At 68.2% G+C, this 16,802-nt stretch carries 15 protein-coding genes and 1 tRNA gene; 2 read left to right on the forward strand and 14 right to left on the reverse strand.

The features are described 5' to 3' along the window. Positions 1 to 486 precede the first annotated feature (486 nt). The 11 genes from AVP41_RS12390 to AVP41_RS12440 all read right to left on the reverse strand — a co-directional run bounded on the left by AVP41_RS12390 (position 487) and on the right by AVP41_RS12440 (position 12,097). On the reverse strand, positions 487 to 978 hold the full coding sequence (locus tag AVP41_RS12390) for an FBP domain-containing protein (protein ID WP_067164847.1): 492 nt from the start codon (positions 976 to 978) through the stop codon (positions 487 to 489). 314 nt (positions 979 to 1,292) lie between these two features. Continuing rightward, positions 1,293 to 2,531: an ROK family transcriptional regulator gene (locus tag AVP41_RS12395; protein ID WP_231902744.1), complete on the reverse strand. Its 1,239-nt coding sequence runs from the start codon at positions 2,529 to 2,531 to the stop codon at positions 1,293 to 1,295. 17 nt (positions 2,532 to 2,548) lie between these two features. After that, entirely contained in the window at positions 2,549 to 3,979 is a 1,431-nt protein-coding gene (locus tag AVP41_RS12400) for a glycoside hydrolase family 5 protein (protein ID WP_067164851.1), read from the reverse strand. 11 nt (positions 3,980 to 3,990) lie between these two features. Then, the gene (locus AVP41_RS12405; protein ID WP_067164853.1) at positions 3,991 to 4,842 is read right to left on the reverse strand and encodes a carbohydrate ABC transporter permease; all 852 of its coding nucleotides are present in this window, start codon (positions 4,840 to 4,842) and stop codon (positions 3,991 to 3,993) included. Further along, the gene (locus tag AVP41_RS12410) at positions 4,829 to 5,707 is read right to left on the reverse strand and encodes a carbohydrate ABC transporter permease (RefSeq protein ID WP_067164855.1); all 879 of its coding nucleotides are present in this window, start codon (positions 5,705 to 5,707) and stop codon (positions 4,829 to 4,831) included. Before AVP41_RS12410 ends, AVP41_RS12405 begins: the two co-directional genes overlap by 14 nt. Before the next feature lie 67 nt (positions 5,708 to 5,774). Continuing rightward, positions 5,775 to 7,034, reverse strand: a complete 1,260-nt coding sequence (locus AVP41_RS12415; RefSeq protein ID WP_197464326.1) for an extracellular solute-binding protein — start codon at positions 7,032 to 7,034, stop codon at positions 5,775 to 5,777. Between the two features lie 516 nt (positions 7,035 to 7,550). Further along, positions 7,551 to 8,114 carry a hypothetical protein gene (locus AVP41_RS12420; protein ID WP_157532481.1) on the reverse strand — a complete coding sequence of 188 codons (564 nt, stop codon included), beginning with the start codon at positions 8,112 to 8,114 and terminating at the stop codon, positions 7,551 to 7,553. 40 nt (positions 8,115 to 8,154) lie between these two features. Continuing rightward, a complete protein-coding gene (locus AVP41_RS12425) occupies positions 8,155 to 8,685 on the reverse strand; it encodes a hypothetical protein (RefSeq protein WP_067164860.1) in 531 nt (176 codons plus the stop codon). Further along, a complete protein-coding gene (locus AVP41_RS12430) occupies positions 8,682 to 9,134 on the reverse strand; it encodes a hypothetical protein (protein ID WP_197464327.1) in 453 nt (150 codons plus the stop codon). The genes AVP41_RS12425 and AVP41_RS12430 overlap by 4 nt, the downstream gene beginning before the upstream one ends. A gap of 182 nt (positions 9,135 to 9,316) precedes the next feature. Next, positions 9,317 to 11,284, reverse strand: a complete 1,968-nt coding sequence (locus AVP41_RS12435; protein WP_067164866.1) for an RHS repeat-associated core domain-containing protein — start codon at positions 11,282 to 11,284, stop codon at positions 9,317 to 9,319. 273 nt (positions 11,285 to 11,557) lie between these two features. Next, positions 11,558 to 12,097 (reverse strand): PadR family transcriptional regulator, encoded by a 540-nt coding sequence (locus AVP41_RS12440; protein ID WP_067164869.1) that lies wholly within the window; start codon positions 12,095 to 12,097, stop codon positions 11,558 to 11,560. Between the two features lie 70 nt (positions 12,098 to 12,167). On the opposite strand from AVP41_RS12440, the gene AVP41_RS12445 reads away from it, so the two are divergent. Continuing rightward, on the forward strand, positions 12,168 to 13,250 hold the full coding sequence (locus AVP41_RS12445; RefSeq protein WP_067164873.1) for a serine hydrolase domain-containing protein: 1,083 nt from the start codon (positions 12,168 to 12,170) through the stop codon (positions 13,248 to 13,250). 130 nt (positions 13,251 to 13,380) lie between these two features. Here the strand turns inward: AVP41_RS12445 and AVP41_RS12450 are convergent, their stop codons facing one another. Further along, a complete protein-coding gene (locus tag AVP41_RS12450; RefSeq protein ID WP_067164876.1) occupies positions 13,381 to 14,826 on the reverse strand; it encodes an MFS transporter in 1,446 nt (481 codons plus the stop codon). Positions 14,827 to 14,924: 98 nt separating this feature from the next. On the opposite strand from AVP41_RS12450, the gene AVP41_RS12455 reads away from it, so the two are divergent. Then, on the forward strand, positions 14,925 to 15,608 hold the full coding sequence (locus AVP41_RS12455) for a TetR/AcrR family transcriptional regulator (protein ID WP_067164880.1): 684 nt from the start codon (positions 14,925 to 14,927) through the stop codon (positions 15,606 to 15,608). 192 nt (positions 15,609 to 15,800) lie between these two features. On the opposite strand, the gene AVP41_RS12460 is transcribed toward AVP41_RS12455, so the two are convergent. Both AVP41_RS12460 and AVP41_RS12465 read right to left on the reverse strand, forming a co-directional pair. Beyond that, complete coding sequence (locus AVP41_RS12460; protein WP_067164883.1) at positions 15,801 to 16,397, reverse strand: hypothetical protein; 597 nt, start codon at positions 16,395 to 16,397, stop codon at positions 15,801 to 15,803. A 264-nt stretch (positions 16,398 to 16,661) separates the two neighbouring features. Beyond that, a tRNA-Leu gene (locus AVP41_RS12465) sits at positions 16,662 to 16,745 on the reverse strand. Positions 16,746 to 16,802 lie beyond the last annotated feature (57 nt).

Consider the following 16,802-nt stretch of genomic DNA (forward strand, 5'->3'; position numbering starts at 1 on the left):
CCGCCCCTCGGGGTGCCACCCTTCGTGCCCCGCTTCATTCCCCGCTCAGGTGGCGCATCCTGCTGCTTCCTGCTGCCTCTTCGTCGCTCACGTGGCGCATTCTGCTGCTGCAACCCCCGCAATCCAGCAATCTGCGCCACCTGAGCAGCCGTGCGCGCAGCCCCGCGCTCAGATGTGGCAACCCCAGCCAGGTGGCCCATCCCGCTGCCTCTTCGTCGCTCACGTGGCGCATCCTGCGGGCTCAGCGTGAGGGAAGCAGCCATATGGGACACCTGAGCGCTGCCCTCAACCCATGTGGAGCTTCGGGAAACCTCACTGGCCCATGCCCCTCAGGTGGCGCATCCTGCTCCCATCTATTTGCTCAGGTGGCGCATCCTGCTGGCCAGGATTGCGGAAGGCAGCAATCTGCGCCACCTGAGCGGGGAAGGAAGGGGGGAAGGAAGGAAGGGGGGAAGGAAGGAAGGGGGGAAGGGAAGGGGAACAGGGTCAGGCGCCGTCGCGGACGTCTCGGAAGAAGGTGTCGACGTGGGTGCGGAGCGCGTCGATGCGGCGATCGCGCGCAGCGGCGACGTCGTGCCCGAGGTAGGCGGGAGGATCCAGTCGCCGCACGTTGCGGGAACACTCGAACCCCGCGCACAGCAGGGTTCCCACGGCATTGCCCGCGCGGCCGGCCTTGCCTGCACGCCGCGCCGTGAAGAACACGACGTCGTTCGGGAGCGTCACATCGGCACACCACGAACACTGCGGACGCGTGCGCGTGGGCTGCTCCGCTTGGCGTAGCTGGAGCCCCACGGGCACGTCGTCGATCTCGGCGACGATGAACCCGAGGAGCGGATTGCGGTGGTCGCGCCAGCCGTAATAGTCGCGGCGCTCCCACTCGGTCTGAGCGAGATCGGCGGGGACGACGAGCGCGTTGCGCTCGCGGACGGAGACGTTGATGAAAGAGGCGCGGATGGCCTTGTCGGTGAGGGGACGCATGAGAGGTTCCTGACGGGAGGGGTCGTCCGGGCAGGCCACTCACGGAGGAGCCGCACCGGACGGGATCGATGACGGCGCGCCGTCGCCACACAGAACGGCGGCGAGCGCGCGGGGTCGCGGACGGAGGTCGACGCGACGCCGGATCAACCGGCGGAAAGGACGAGTGCCGCGACGCCTCTGCCGTCGGCGATGACGACGCCGACGACCCCCTCACGCCCACAGGGCAGCGCGTGACGAACGGGACTCATGCCTTCCAGCCTACTCCGCCCGTTGCAGCCGAGCTCTGCCGCGAGACCACGCCGCCCGCGGGCGGGTCAGCGAGGCGCGGCGACGAGCTCGGTGCCCCGGCCCTGCGCGATGAGCTGCTCGATCGGGAGGAGGGCCGACCCCAGCGCGACGGTGTCGCCGCCGAAGGTCGCCGGAAGGAGCTCGAACTGCCCCGCGAAGCGCTCGAGGCTGCGCGCGCGGGTGGCGGCGAGGACCTCGTCGGCGCGACTCTCCGTGAGCCGAAGGCCCACCCAGCCTCCGACAACGATCCGCTGCGGATTGAGGAGGTTGACCATGCTCCCGAGCGCGGCACCGAGGGCGTCGATCGCGTCGGCGACCACCTGGACGGCCGCCGCATCCCCCGCGTCGGCGGCGTCGAGAAGGCTGCCGAGCGCTGTCCATCCGCTGCCGTCGAAGCGGCCGCCCACAGCGCGCCACGACTCGAGGATCGCGTCGGCTCCGACGTATGCCTCGACGCAGCCCCGATCGCCGCACCGGCAGGGCGCCCCATCGAAGCGGATCTTCGTGTGGCCCCACTCGGTCGCGCTGCTGAAGGCGCCGTGGGCGAGCTCGCCGTCGGAGATCACGCCGAGGCCGACGCCGCGGCCGAGGAGCGCAACGAGCGCGTGCTGTGTGCCCTTGGCCGCACCGAACCAGAGCTCGGCACGCGCCTGGGTCTTCGCGCCGTTCTCGGCGAAGACCGGGAGATCGCCGGACAGGTCGGTGGGGATGGGATGCGGCTCCCACCCGAGCGACTGCGCGTAGAGGGTCTGCGTGCCGTCGGGTGCCGTCTCGACGACGCCGGGGAGCCCGAGCCCGATCCCCAGCACCCGCTCCCACCGCTCCTCGTTGCGCTCCCGCAGCGCGGCGAGCGCCTCCCGCAGGTCGCGGTGGATGTCGGGCGGGGTCTCCTGGTGCGCGCCGCCGCGGAACTCGCGGTCGACGCGGTTGAGGCCGAGGTCGAACAGCTCCACGGCCACGCCCCGTTCCCCTACGTCGGCGCCGATCGCGTAGGCGCCCTCCAGGCGTGGACCGATGATGGCGATCGGCCGCCCCCCGCGCGACGCGCGGCTCCCCCGCTCCTCCACGAGACCTGCCGCCAGCAGTTCCGCGACGATGTTGCCGGCCGCCGCCGTCGACAGGCCGCCGTGCCGCGCGATGTCGGCGCGCGTGCCCTCGCGCTGGCGGATCAGGAACTGCAGCGCCGCCGCGCGGTTGCGGTGACGGAGGTCCGTGACGGTGAGCGACTCCGCCGAGGCGGGCTCGCGATTCACGGGAGGGGTCACCCTCCGAAGGTATCCCGTCATGGCCGGACGCTGACACTGTGTACGACGGCGTCGGCGGCGGCGCGGAGGACGAGCGCGTCTCCGTTCCACGCGACGGTCACCGCGTCGGCCGGCTCTGCGGCCACGCGCACCAAGCCCGGTTCGGCGGAGAACGAGAAGGTCCACTCGTCGCCCGCGGCGAGCGCGACCCCGACGGCTTCGTCGACCTCGTAGGGGGCACCGCCGGTGTGGTGCCACAGACCGTCGGGAACGGCCGTCGCGGCCACGTCGCCGATCGCCCGGTCCGCTCCTGCCGCCGCCCCCGCCCACGCGGGAAGATCCAGCGACGGCGCGGCGAACAGGGCGTCGAGCACCGGCTGCTGCACGTCGCACCGGTCGGCCTCGATGTTCCGGAGGAACTCCTCGAGCACCGCCCACGCCCGCTCCCGCGAGGGGGACCGCTTCGGGTCGGCGATGAGGTGCCAGTCTTCGACGGGAGCGGCGGAGAGGGGGGAGGTCCGCGTCGCGAGCTTCTTCCACGGCCACAGGTTCCAGCCGATGTCGTGCCGCTCGTACAGCCGGGTGGCGGCGTAGATCCACGCGGGGGTGTTCTCGCCGCCCTCGCCCATGTAGATGGGGGTCTCGAGCCGGTCGCGCGCATCGAGGTAGGGCTGGATGCTCGTGCGGTCGGGGGCGCACCAGTACCGGTGGAACTGCAGGGCCTGATTGTCGTCGAAGCGGTCGACGAGCGGCGCCCAGTTGGTGGCCCAATGGCTGCCTTCGTACATGATCAGGTGCCGGTCGTCGAGGGCGCGGATGGCGGAGGTGAGGTCGCGATAGAGGGCGACGAGCGCGTCCTTGTACGTCTCCTGCCACGCGTTCGGCAGGGGCTCGTTGAGGAGGTCGTAGCCGAGCACCGTCTCGTCGTCGCGATACCGGCGAGCGAGCTCCTCCCACAGCGCGATCGTCTGCGCGCGGTACCGGTCGTCCATGAAGAGCTCGGGAAGCCCGCGCGGGGAGTCGTCGATGTTCGTGCCGGTCTGGCCGCCGGGCGCGCCGTGGAGGTCGAGCAGCACGCGCAGACCGAACCGCCGCGCCCACTCCAGGGCACGATCCACGAGCGCGAAGCCGTCGTCGATCACGCGGCCCTCGTCGTCCTGGAGCACCCGGGCGTTGATCGGGAGGCGCACGTGGTCGAAGCCCGCTTGCGCGATGAGCTCCAGGTCGCGCGCCGTGAGGAAGGTGTCGCGGAAGCGGGTCCAGAACTCCGCCGCCCGGCCCTCCCCTACGAGCGCCTCGATGCGCGCCTCGATCTGCCGCGGCGAGGACATCTCGTCGCCGAACAGCCACATGTACCCCTCCGGCAGCAGCCAGTTGCCGAGGCCCACCCCGCGCAGGAGCAGCGGACCCTGGTCGTCGACGAGGCGGCGGCCCTCAGCGCGCACGATGCCCGAACGGGTGGTGGTCATGGAGTGGGTCCTCACTTGAGTCCGGAGAGGGCGAAGCCCTGCACGATGTAGCGCTGGAAGATGACGAACACGATCAGGATCGGCACGACCATGAGGGTCGAGGCGGCCATCTGCAGCGCGGGGTTGGTGGCGATCTGCTGGTTGAGGAGCGACAGACCCACCGACAGGGTGTAGAGGCGCTGGTCGTTCGCGATGATCAGCGGCCAGAGGAAGCTGTTCCACCCGGCGATGAAGGTGAGCACCACCTGCACGGCGAGGATGGGCCCCGACATCGGCAGGACGATCCGCGCGAAGATGCGCCACTCGCTCGCCCCGTCCACCCGCGCCGCTTCGATCACCTCGTCGGGGATCGTCATCATGAACTGCCGGAACAGGAAGACACTGAACCCGGAGACCAGCATCGGGAGGGCGATTCCGATCAGGGTGTTGGTGAGGCTCATCCCGTTGAGGATGAGATAGCTCGGGATCATCGTGACCTGGCCGGGGATCATCATCGTCACCAGCACGAGGAAGAACAGCACGTCGCGGCCGGGGAACGAGAACTTGGCGAAGCCGTAGCCGGCCGCCGCCATGAGCAGCAGGCCCACCATGCAGATGACGACGATGAGCAGGGTGTTGACGAGGTACCGGCCGAAGTCGAGCTCGGTGAACAACTGCACGAAGAACTCGAAGGTCGGCTCCTTCGGCAACAGCTGCGGCGGATAGGCGACCGACTCGCTGCGCGGCTTGACCGCGCCGAAGATCATCCACAGGAAGGGGAAGGCGGTGAGGAAGGCCCCGATCGTGAGCAGGGCTCCGATCACGAGGGTGCCCGGTCGCACGCGGCGCGCGCGACCGACCCGGTAGGGATCACGCGTGGACATCGTTCCTCCTCGCTCGGAGCTGGACGACGGTGACGACCGCGATGACCACGAACAGCACGACCGATCCGGCACTGGCGTAGCCGAACTGGCTGGCCGAGAACCCCTTCTGATAGAGGAACAGCGAGATCGAGGTCGAGGCGCCGAGCGGCCCGCCCTTGGTGAGCACGAAGGGCTCGTCGAAGAACTGGAGCCACGCGATGATCGTCGTGATCGTCACGAAGAAGAGGGCGAACCGCAGGAGCGGCAGCACGATCGACACGGTCTGCCGGAAGGGGGAGGCGCCGTCGATCGCGGCGGCTTCCAGATACTCCTTCGGAACGCCCTGGAGGGCGGCGAGCAGGATGATCACGTTGAGGCCGATGCCGCGCCACACCGCCACCCAGATCACCGAGAACTTCACCATCAGCGGGTCGGAGAGCCACTGCACCGGCGGCAGGCCCACGAGCGAGAGCAGGTGGTTGAACAGGCCGAACTGCGCGTTGAAGAGGTAGCCCCATACGAGGGCGACCGCGACGATCGCGGTGATCGCGGGCACGAAGTAGAAGGAACGCAGCGCCCGGAAGAACCGCCCCTGCGACCGGTTCAGCCCCAGTGCGATGACGAGCGAGAGCCCCACCACCGAGGGGACCCCGATCACCGCGAACAGCGCCGTGTTCCCCATCGCCTGCCAGAACGCGCGGTCGCCGAAGAGGTCGATGTAGTTGTCGACGCCGATGAACTCGACGCGCGACCAGTCGCCGAGCCCCGCGAGGTTCATGTCGGTGAGGCTCACGATCATCGCGACGGCGATCGGCAGCACTCCGAAGGTGAGGAGCAGCAGCATCGCCGGCGTGACGAACGCGTAGCCGGTCAGTCGTGTCTTCATGGTGTCTTTCACCGGGGGAGGCGCGGCGGGGAGGAGCCGCGCCTCCGCACGGGATCGGGTGACGGGGTCAGTTGACGGAGGTGTCCTTGGTCGCCTCGATCAGTCCCTGGATGGTCTGATCGCGGTCGGCGCCGGTGAGGACGATCGCGTTGAGCGCGTCGAGGAGCGCCTTGCCGGTCTCGCCGTCCCAGTTGGGCACGAGGGGCAGCAGACGCGCGTTGGCGAGCTGTGTCGAGTAGACGGCCACCAGCGGGTCGGAGGTGAGGGCGTCGTCGGCGAGGGCGGCCTTCACCGTCGGCAGCTGGCCGTCGAGGTCGAACCACGACACCTGGGTCTTCGGGGTGGAGAGGAAGTCGAGGAGCTTCAGCGCGCCCGCTTCGTTCTTCGTCTTGGCCCAGACGCCGAGGTTCGAGCCCGCCAGCAGCGACGTGTCGGAGCCTGCGGCAGCTCCCGACGGCAGCGTGCTCACGGTCCACTTGCCCTCGAGATCGGGGGCGGCGTCGGCGATGGCCGCGGCGAGGTAGGGGCCGCTCACGAGCATCGGCGTTGCCCCCGAGACGAATCCCTGGGTCTGGTCGAAGTCGCTGTTGGTGGGCACGCTGCCGTCGGCGTAGAGGTCGGTGTAGAGGTCGACGGCGGACTGGAACGCGGGGGTGTCGAAGTCGATCATCCCATCGCCGTTCACGATCTCCCCGCCCTGGTCCCACGTCATCACGACGGGGAGGGCGCTGTCCCACTGCGGGATGTAGTAGCCGTACTGGCCGTCGCCGCGACCGGCGAGAGTCTTCGCATCGGCGCGGAGCTCGTCCCACGTCGCGGGCGGGGCATCGATGCCGGCCTCGGTGAGGATGTCGGTGCGGGTGAACAGCACGCGCGTGTCGGCGACCCACGGCAGCGAGTACACCGAGCCGCCGATCGCCGTGGCCTCGCCCGCGACGCCGTCGAGGAAGTTGGTGGCCGCCAGGTTCGGGTAGTCGGCGATCGTGTCGTCGTCGAGTTCCAGCAGCGCGCCGCTGTCGGCGAAGGTGCGGAGCTTGGAGACCCCGATCTGCAGCAGGTCGGGACCGTCGCCCGAGGCCACCGCGGTGGTGAACTTCTGATCGATCGCGTCCCACGGCACCGCGACCGTCTCGACGTCGATGCCGGTCTCCTTCTCGAACGGCGCGACGAGCGTGTCGAAGTGCTCGGAGCTGTCGCCCATGATCCACACCGTCAGGCTGCCGGGGTCGGTGCTGCCGGGGTTTTCGGGTGCGGTGGAGGTGCAGCCGGCGAGGGCGACGGCGCCGATCGCGACAGCTGCCACCGCCGTGAAGCGGATGCTCTTCATTGAGGGTTCCTTCCCAGAGGGCGCGCGCTCTCGGGTGGAGCGTTCGCGTGCTGTGTGGGCGCGACGTCGCGTCCGAGGTCAGTCTGCTGCTTATTCCACACCTTTGTCAACAGCGATTATTAAGTCGTGGACTGGGGTGCGCGACGGGGTGCCGGCGGGGTCGCGGCGCGGAAGTGACTTCCCTCCGGAACTGGGCTATGGTCGGCCGGATACCCGCCAGCTACTACAGGGAAGCGAGTACCGTCATGGCACGATCCGAAAAGAAGCAACCGAAGCTGTCTCTCAAAGAGAAGCGTGAGGTGAAGCGCGCGAAGGTCGAGCAGACCACCACCCGGGTCCGTAAGGGGGCCTAGGAACGGCGTCATGAACGCCGGCTCCTTCCGGTCGGTCGGTGGCGCCAGCCGCGACGTGCCTCGGCCGCGCGTCCGCGCCGCCGCCGACCGGGCGACCAAACCCCTCCGCATCCCCTCCCGGCCACCCCGACGCGGGTGAGTCGGGGGCGAGCGGGCTCGCGGGCTAGGCGTCTTCGCGCTGGAGGCTGTTGAGGGCGTCGACGAGGTGCCGCATCGGCTCTTCCTTCAGCGTGTGTGGAAACCACTGCCGGCCCTCATCCGGGACCAACACCACAGCCGACCGGCCCGCCACGGTGATCTTCAACATCGGAAACGTCGCCGCATACGTCGACGTGTACTCAATGTCGAACGAGATCTGTGGCGACTCCAACGACGTCACCAGCCGAGGCTTCCGACCCCGCCACAACTCGATCCGGTGCGGATCACACACCGCGAAGTAGTACAACGCCGGCTTCTCCAGTCCCGTCAACACCGTGAACGCGTCACGCTGCTCCCTCGGCACACCCAGGGGGACGATGGTTCGCTCGCCGACCAACGCGCGGAGACGAGCCATCCCGCGAAAGGGGACCCCCGCCGCCCACCACATCACACCGGCAGAGAACATGGCAGACACTACAAGACCTGCCACCAGCACTTCGACCGCCGACACCCCCAGCCCGTCCCGGTCGTTCACGGCTGCGATCAGGCGCGCGGTGAGCAATAGCAGGCCGAGCACTCCGAGGGCCACGACAGCGAACGTCGGCCGGTTGGACTTCCGCGTCGCCATCTCAGATGACCTCGAGGTCGGGCGGAGGGGCGGCGTCACGGGAGCTCACCGCGCGCGTGGAATCCGGCGCCGCGACCCTGTCGCTGAGGGGAAGCAGGCTCAGCCAGAATGCCCCCACCCCGAGCACGGCGGCGGCAATGATCCAGACCTGCCACTCCCACCTGCCGCCGTAGAGCGCAGAGAGGCCGAGAGCGCCGAGCGACGTGGCCACGTTCCCGATCAGGGCAGCCATCGGACGAAAATGCCGCGTCACCCCGCGGAAACGAAAAGCCACACCGAAGCAGATGAGCGCTGTAACGAATCCTCCGAGCAGAAAGGCAACGACGAGCCCGCACCACCCTCCAGATAACGAGACGATGGCGGGGTTGTCCACGACGATCAGCTTCCAGTAGGCCGATCCCGCTGTCACTCCAATGATCATGACGGACACGACCAGGAACACCGCCGACAGAACCAGCTCGCGCGCAGCAAGACGCCCGATTCGACCGGTGATGGCCCACCTCCTGCATACGTGGTCGACGTCCCTGGTCACGTCGGGATGATCTCCACATTCGGGTTGATCTCGAAGTCGCGGGGGCTTGCCTCCACGAGAAACTCCGCCAGCTCCCGCTTCATGATCACCTGACGAAACGCGTTGAACCCGTCACCGAACCACTCCGGACTGGCCGCAATATCCACATCTGCCGACACCGAGCGCGGAGTCCGAAGCGGAGGCAACATCGAGAGCCCCAGCGGCATCCACCGCCACACACCGCACTCCTCACACCGGGCACCAGCGACCCCGTGACGCTTGATCGCCTCCGCCCGCAGCTCCTCAGGGTCGAACCACGACTCCCCCACCGTGGGGATGACGATCTGTACCACATCGCCCACCGGGCCCGCCGGCCACCGCACCACCCGCGTCTCCAGACGGAACCGCTCAGCCGCCACTCGCCCCAGCTCCGCCGTCATACAAATCACGTCGAACTGCCAATTCGGCACCCACGCACCCTCGACCCGCAGCCCGCGCCGTTGCAACACCAACGACCCCGACTGCGGCCCCTTCGGCACCCCACACGAATGACACCAACCATCCTCGCCAAACATCGGGGTCAAACCCCCCGACGACTTATGCCACGGCCAACCTCGATCCCGCAGCTGTTGCAGCTCGACGTAGTCACTCATCAGTAGCCCAGCGTCTCCAGGATTGCGGGGTAGTCACGGTAAACCTCTCGGGCTGCAGCCTCGATCTGCCCTCTACTAGCCAGTCTGGTACCGTCCCGATACGGTATCGCTGTCCGCCAAGCATTCGTAAACGCCTGGTGTTCTGCCCGGGTCACTACTACCGTAGGCCAGTCATCTGTGTTGCCTCCCATCTGCTGACGGAAGCGCTGCTCGATCAAGTGGTGGGCCTGGGCCTCTCCCCCCTTACCTGATGTGAACAATCTTTGGGTGCGATACGGGGCGATGCCGAGAGATGCGTACGTGAGGTTCCCCAAGCCCCGAGCTTTCGTGGCTGCCGACGAGGCATCCGCGATCCGCTCGCCAGCTTTGCCGAATCTCGCGGCGCCGGCGCCCCAGCCGAGGAAGGGGACCGCACTCGCGGCGCTCAACGCTGCGCATTCCATGTCGCCCTGCACGACGCATACGCCTGCGCTCACGCCGTCTGCGGCTTCGCCGAGCACGGGAATGAACCCGACGACGACAACCAGCACCTCGAAGGACGCGGTTACCTTTTCCCATGAGAAGTGGGAGGGGCAAACGGACACACGGCCGCGGGTGCACCTCCGCTCCGGTTCACCGGCCGTGGACGATTGCGCGGCATGTTGCGCCGACACACTCGCCCCGCTGCTCTTCTTCTTGCCTCCGCTTGCGCGCTTGTTGACCCACGTGATGCCCTCGTCGCCGACGGCTACGGGCCCGCGGCTCCACGTGAGTCCGGAGGGGTCGCTCCAGGTAACGGGGTTGTTGCCCGAGTACACGTAGGCGTTGAACTGGGCCGGGTTCATCGGATCCAGCAACGGGTCCACCGAAGCGAACGTGCCCGTCCCCGGATCGAAGTACCTCGCCCCCAGCAGCACCAACGCACTGCTGTCATGCGGCGCCCCCAAGAACCCGCGGCCCTGCGCCGTGACACCCGACGACGAGCGCGCACCGCCGAAGGGGTCCGGGCGCTTGCGCGACACTCCGGCCGCCCAGTCGGTGTTGTGAACCGTGCCGACGATGGTTCCCTGCTGATCGGTGACGACACTCGTCACACCCGACAGACCATTTCCGGTGCGGTAGGCCACCGTCTTGCCCGCGAACGAATACCACCGCGCCGCAGTGACCGCGGTCGACGAAGAGGACGACACCTCCATCCCGCCCGGCAAGTACACCGTGGCGTTGGCGCCGTCAAACCGCACCAGTCTCGACCCGTCCGCGTCGTAGACGCTGGACACGGAACTCGAGCCGGCCGTGGACGACACCAGCTCGCCCTCCGCATCCCACGTATAGGACGCCGACGACGAACCCTGCGTGCGGCCCGTCCGATTGCCGGCCGCATCCCACGTGATCGACACCGCCGACTGGCCGGTCACCGTCTGAGACGTCAGCTGATGAGGCCCCGCGGTGCCCGCGCCGAAGGTCGACGTGGTGACGACACTGCCCGAAGCCGAACGAACCGTCTTCGAGGTGCGGTTGCCCAGAGTGTCGTAGCCGAAGCTCGTCCACATGGGAGCCGGCCCGCCGATCTGCGACCACGCTGTGGGAATCGCGCCACAGTCCGGCTCCTCCACCGTCCACATCGACGTCAGCCGGCGGAGCGCGTCATAGCGGAAGCACTGCGCTTCGACGTTGCCGGACACCGCCTCGTTCGACGGCGTATCGGAGACGCTCGTGATGTTGCCCGCGTCGTCGTAGTCGTACGCCAGAGCGATCTCCGTTCCGTCGACCCGCTCGCGGTCGAGCGCGATCCGCTGAAGCCGATCGGTGCCCTCCTCCCACGCGTACGTGACGACGGCGCCATACGTCGTTCCGAGGTCCATCGCCACGGGCCGCGACGCGTAGTCGAAGCGCGACTCGGCCACATACGTGCCCCAGCCGAAGCCGCCCGTCATCCAGCTCGGCGTGGAGGCCGAGTCGTAGATCGTGGTCACCGTCTCCTTGCCCATCACCGAGGCGCCTTTGCGTCCGCGATCCCGCCGAAAGGACGCGCACTTCGCATCCTGTTTCTGCCGCGATGTGTCGCTTGTCGCCGTCCGCCGGGGTAATGCACGTGGCACGTTCATCGGTCGCTCACGTGGCGCAAAACGTGCCTTTGGCCGCTCTGTAGGCGCAGAGCGCGCCACCTGAGCGCAGGGATGCCCGCGGGATGCGCCACCTGAGCCAGGGGCGCCCGCGGGGGCGCGTCAGCCAGGGGCGTTTCAGCGGCGGCGGGTTCCGGTCTACGGCGCGGCCGTGTCGTCTACATCCAGGACAGCGAAGAACTCCCGGGCGAAGGCATGGCTCCGCAGGCCGTACTCGAGCGTGAGGCGCTGGTAGTGCGCGATGCGTCGAAACTCCTCCGGAACCTCGGCGCCGTCGACCAGCGGCACGATCGCCTGCAGCGCAGCCTCATCACGCGCGATGCGCTGACGGATCGTCTCGAGCGTGGCCTGGCGGTCAGGGGCACCGAGCGCGCCCAGGAAGTAGAGCTTCGACAGCGCCCCCACCTCAGCGTCACGCTCGGTGAGAGGACCGCGCATCCACTCGAGGAACGCGTCGCGGCCGGCTGAGGTGATCGAGTACATCTTCTTCACCCGCCCGCCGTCGTGCTGCTCGTCGACAGTCACGTGGCCGTCGGCGAGGAGCCGCTGCAACGCTTGCCGCAGCGCGCCGAGACTCGCCGCGTAGAACAGCGAGATCCCGGCCTCGAAGAACTTGTTGAGGCTGTAGATCGTCTGCGGGCCGACGACGAAGAGCAGTCCGAGGATGACGTTCGACATCGCACTCACTTCCCTGATATTACTTGAAGCAATATTCCTTTGAGTAACACCCCCAGCCTAGGTGAGGACCATGACGCATCTCGACGGGTCGGTATCAGTGCATCGCCATACCGCGGCACCGCTCACCGGTCGACTCGACCATCGCTTCCAACGCCTCGCTCGTCGCCGCGGTGCGCTCGGCGCACCCCAGGTCGCACTGTGGGCGGGGGGCCTCGACTACACCTTCGGCGATCAGTCGACCCCGTTCCACGCCGCCAGCATCGGCAAGCTCTTCACGGGCGTCGTCGTTCTACAGCTCGTCCAGTCCGGGAGCCTGCGCCTGGACGAGAGAATCGATCGGCTGCTCCCCGCAAGTCTGCTTCGTGGACTGTTCACCGCGGGTCGCGATGCCCCGGCCATCGGAGAGCTGCTCCAGCATTTCTCCGGTGCCGCGGACTATTTCGAAGGACGCCGACGCACGAGCGTCCGCGCGGCAGCAATGGCCGAGCCTCAACGCGAGTGGACGCCGAGCGACCTGTTGGCCTTCGCACGCGACAACCTGCACCCCGTCGGAGTTCCGGGCGAGACGTTCCACTACTCCGACACCGGATTCGTGCTATTAGGGCTCGCGGTCGAACACCTCACCGGACAGAGCTACCACGACGCGGTGACCTCCCGCATCATCCATCCCCTGGGCCTGGACCGCACGTTCCTCCCGCGACTCACGTCGCCGCGCGCTGGTCGCAGCGATCTCGCGCCGTGCTTTTCCGGTCGTGACGACCTCAGTCGCACCCCGGCGCTGAGTTGCGGCTGGGCAGGCGGCGGGATCGCGTCGACGCCGGGCGATCTCATCCGGTTCAGCCGAGCGTTGCACGAGGGAGCCCTCCTCAACGATGACCACGTGGCGGTCATGCGGCGCGTGCGCGGGAAGGTGCGCGCCGGTATTCACTACGGCGCCGCCATGATGGAGCTCCGGTACGACGGGTTCTCCCCTCTTCTCCGGGGTCTGCCTCGACCGGTCGGTCACCTCGGGTCGCTCGGCACATCCCTCTTCTACGACCCTCGCAACAAGGCGCACCTCGCGATGAACTTCCACTCGAGGGGGGAGCTGCCCCGCCTCATCCGCACGAGCATCGCGGTGACGCACGAACTGAACAGGCGCCTCCGCGCCTGACCGCGCCAGCTCTCCCCTCTCCCCACGAACCCTCCTCACCACCCCGCTCAGGTGGCGCACTCTGCGCGAACGGAAGCAGTGTGGCCACACTTTGCGCCACCTGAGCGGGCAGCGCAGGGCACTGCGGGGCTCACTCCTCGGCGACGCGCGAGCCTGTCAGCACGAGCGACCCGCCGATGGAGATGGCGCCCACGACGACGGCCATCACGAGGTAGGCGATCTGCTCGCCGTGGAAGAAGTGGGCGACGAGCTCGGCGCTCCACACTCCGGCAGGGAGCACCGTGGCGACGAGTGTCGCGATGAGCGTGCCGATGAGCGCGGTACCGACGCTCGTGCCGACTTCCTGCGCGGTGTCGTTGAGCGCGGCGCCGACCGAGGTGCGGTTCTCCGGCATCGCGTTGATGAGCGCGATGGCCGCGGTCGTCAGCACAACGCGGAGTCCGATCGTGAAGAGCACCATGCACACCGCGATCGCGGGATAGCCGTTCGGGACGGCCCACGCCATCGCCACGAGCGCCAGGGTGAGGACGATCGAGCCGATCACGCACGCCACCCGCTGGCCGTAGGACTTCACGAGGCGCTCGGCCAAGGGGGAGGCGACGAGCATCGTCACGATGATCGGCAGGTTGGCGAGCCCGGCCACGAGGGGCGACCAGCCGTACGCGTACTGGAAGTGCAGGATCAGGCTGAACATGACTCCCGCCATCGCGAGCGCCGCGCCGGCCTGCGCGATCGCCGCGCCCCGCACCGGACCCGTCTGGAACAGCGTGAGATCGAGCATGGGGTGTCGGGCCGTGCGCTCCCGCCAGATGAACCCGATGAGCGCAGCGATCGCCCCCAGCCCGATCGCGATCGTCGGCAGCGACAGCCACCCGTTCTCGACGCCGCTGGTGGCGGTATAGCAGGCGAGTCCGATCGTCGCGATGCTGAGGAGCGCACCCGGGATATCGAGCTTGCCGTCGGTGAGGCCGTCCTTGTCGTCGGCGGGGACTCCGAAGCGCACGCCGATGATCGCGATGAGCGCGATCGGCGCGTTCACGAGCAGGAGCCAGTGCCAGCTCACGTGGGCCAGCACCGTCCCGCCGATGAGCGGTCCGAGGACGAAGCCGCTCATTCCGACGACGATCATGATCGTCATCGCCTTGCGGCGCAGCTCGTCGGTCTCGAAGAGGCGGAAGACGAGCGAGTTCGTGATGGGCGCCATCATCGCGGCGGCGACGCCCAGAGCCGCGCGGAGGGCGATCAGCTCGTTCGCCGTCGACACCCACGCCACGCCGATGCTGATGAGCCCGAACGAGGCGAGCCCGGTCATCAGCACCCGTTTGCGACCGAACCGGTCGGCGACCGACCCGGCGGTCAGAAGCAGGCCGCCGAAGGTCAGCGCGTACCCGGCGGTGATCCACTGCAGGGCCATCGTGCTCCCGCCGAGGTCGCGGCCGATGGTCGGCAGCGCGATCGTGAGCAGGGTGTTGTCGACCATCTCGACGAAGAACGCGAGACAGAGCGCCGCGAGCGGGATCCACGCCGCGCGCAACGACGGGTAGTACCGCGGCGAGGTCTTCAGGGCGGTGGTCATGGTGTGCTCTCCGATCCGGGCGGATTCGTTTGGAACGCCGTTCCATCAGAGAGTATGGAACCTTGTTCCAAAACTGTCAAGCGTGCTAGCGTGAGGCCGTGAAGAAGCCCGCCCCCCGGCGTCGCGACTCCCTGTCACGGGAGCGCATCGTCGACGCGGCGATCGCCATCCTCGACCGCGACGGGGAAGACGCGCTCACCTTCCGCGGCCTCGCCGCCCACTTCTCCACGGGCGCCGGCGCGCTCTACCACTACGTCGCGGGCAAGGACGAGCTGCTCTCCGCCGCGACGAACCGGGTCATCGCGGACTGCCTGTCCGAAGCTCCCGAGGAGCCAGGGCCGATCGGGTCGGTCCGAGGCGTCGCGGTGTCGCTCTGGCGGGCCAGCGAAGCCCACCCCTGGCTGGGATCCACTCTCTACGACGACCCCACGCGGATGAGCGCGGCCCAGATCTACGAGGCGGTCGGCAGCCGACTGTCCGCCGTCGGCGTGCCCGCCGACGAGCAATTCGACGTCTGCGCGGCCATCGGCAGCTACATCTTCGGGAACATCAGCCAGCAGTCCGCGAACGCCCGCCTCGCGAAGGTGCTCGGTCAGGCCGGCTACGACCGCGAGAGCTACCTGACGGAGTTCGTGAAGGTGTGGCAAGGGCTCGACCCTCAGGAGTACCCCTTCGTGCACGGGATCCTGGAGCGGTTCCCCACCCACGACGACGAGGAGCAGTACCTCGCCGGCATCGACCTGCTCCTCGCCGGCATCTCCGCCCGCTACCCCGCCCCGTAGGCCTCCGGCTCGGGGTTCCGTGCGGTCGCGTCGCTCAGGTGGCGCAGAGTGCTGCCTCGCTGCGGTTGTAGCCACAGAGTGCGCCACCCGAGCGGACTGGGTCGGGACCATCGGCGCGGAGTGCGCCATCTGAGCAAGTGAGTAGCGGATGAAGCCGAGCACCACTTGTACCCGCCCACACGGCACGCCGAATCACTGACCAAACCCCTTCTCCCGGAGCAGCTGCACGAAGTCCCTCTCCTCCTCGAAGTACTTGCTCGTCGGGTTCGCAAGGAACACGAAATCGTGGTCGCCAGCCTCCGCCAGTCGGATCGACGACTCCCACACCCCCCGATCAGTGAACTCCCGCCACTCCGGAGACCGGAACACCGCTCGCGGCACATACGTCTGATGTGCGGGGTTCAACCGGAGCCGACTCCCTGCATACCCACGGATATCGATGTCTCCACTCGCCTCCGACACATCGAGCGACCACGTCTCGTTCGCATCGTCCAGCGCGGCCAGATGCTCCCGGTACCCGGGCGCGGGATGCCCCGGATGCTCGACAGCGAACACCACCGGCCCCACGTTCCCGCGGAGGGTGACCCGTTCCAGCTCCACGGCGAAGTTGATGACCGCGAGCGAGCGGAACCGCACGTCCTCCAGCACCACATCACGCAAGACCAGCTCCGAAAGGTACGCATTCTCGATCACCGCATTCCGAAGTCGCGTTCTCTCCACGACGGGACGCTGATCGTCGGGCGGACCCTGCTCGACATCCACCCGGCCGAAGACGACCGAATCGAACACACGATCGGAAATCCGCTCACCACGACGCAACAAGCAATCGGGAACTCGTGATCTTCGGGCCATCCCTCTACCTTCCCTACCCCCACGGCACGGTGTCCCCGTCGCTCAGGTGGCGCAGTTTGATGCCTCACTGAGATTGTGACCGCAGAACGCGCCACCTGAGCGGAGGAGGCGTTGCACAGGTCGTTGCACCGGGGGCCATTGGGCCGGGAACGAAACAACCCCCGCCCGGAGAATCCCAGGTCGGGGGTTGTTTCTGCGCTGTGCGCGAGGGGGGAGTTGAACCCCCACGCCCTTTCGGGCACTGGCACCTGAAGCCAGCGCGTCTGCCTATTCCGCCACTCGCGCGAGTGCACGCACGCGTGCAATCAACTTCCCGAGGATATCACGGGTGGGATCGGGGCG

The sequence above is a fragment of the Microbacterium sp. TNHR37B genome (assembly GCF_001620065.1).
Taxonomy (GTDB): domain Bacteria; phylum Actinomycetota; class Actinomycetes; order Actinomycetales; family Microbacteriaceae; genus Microbacterium.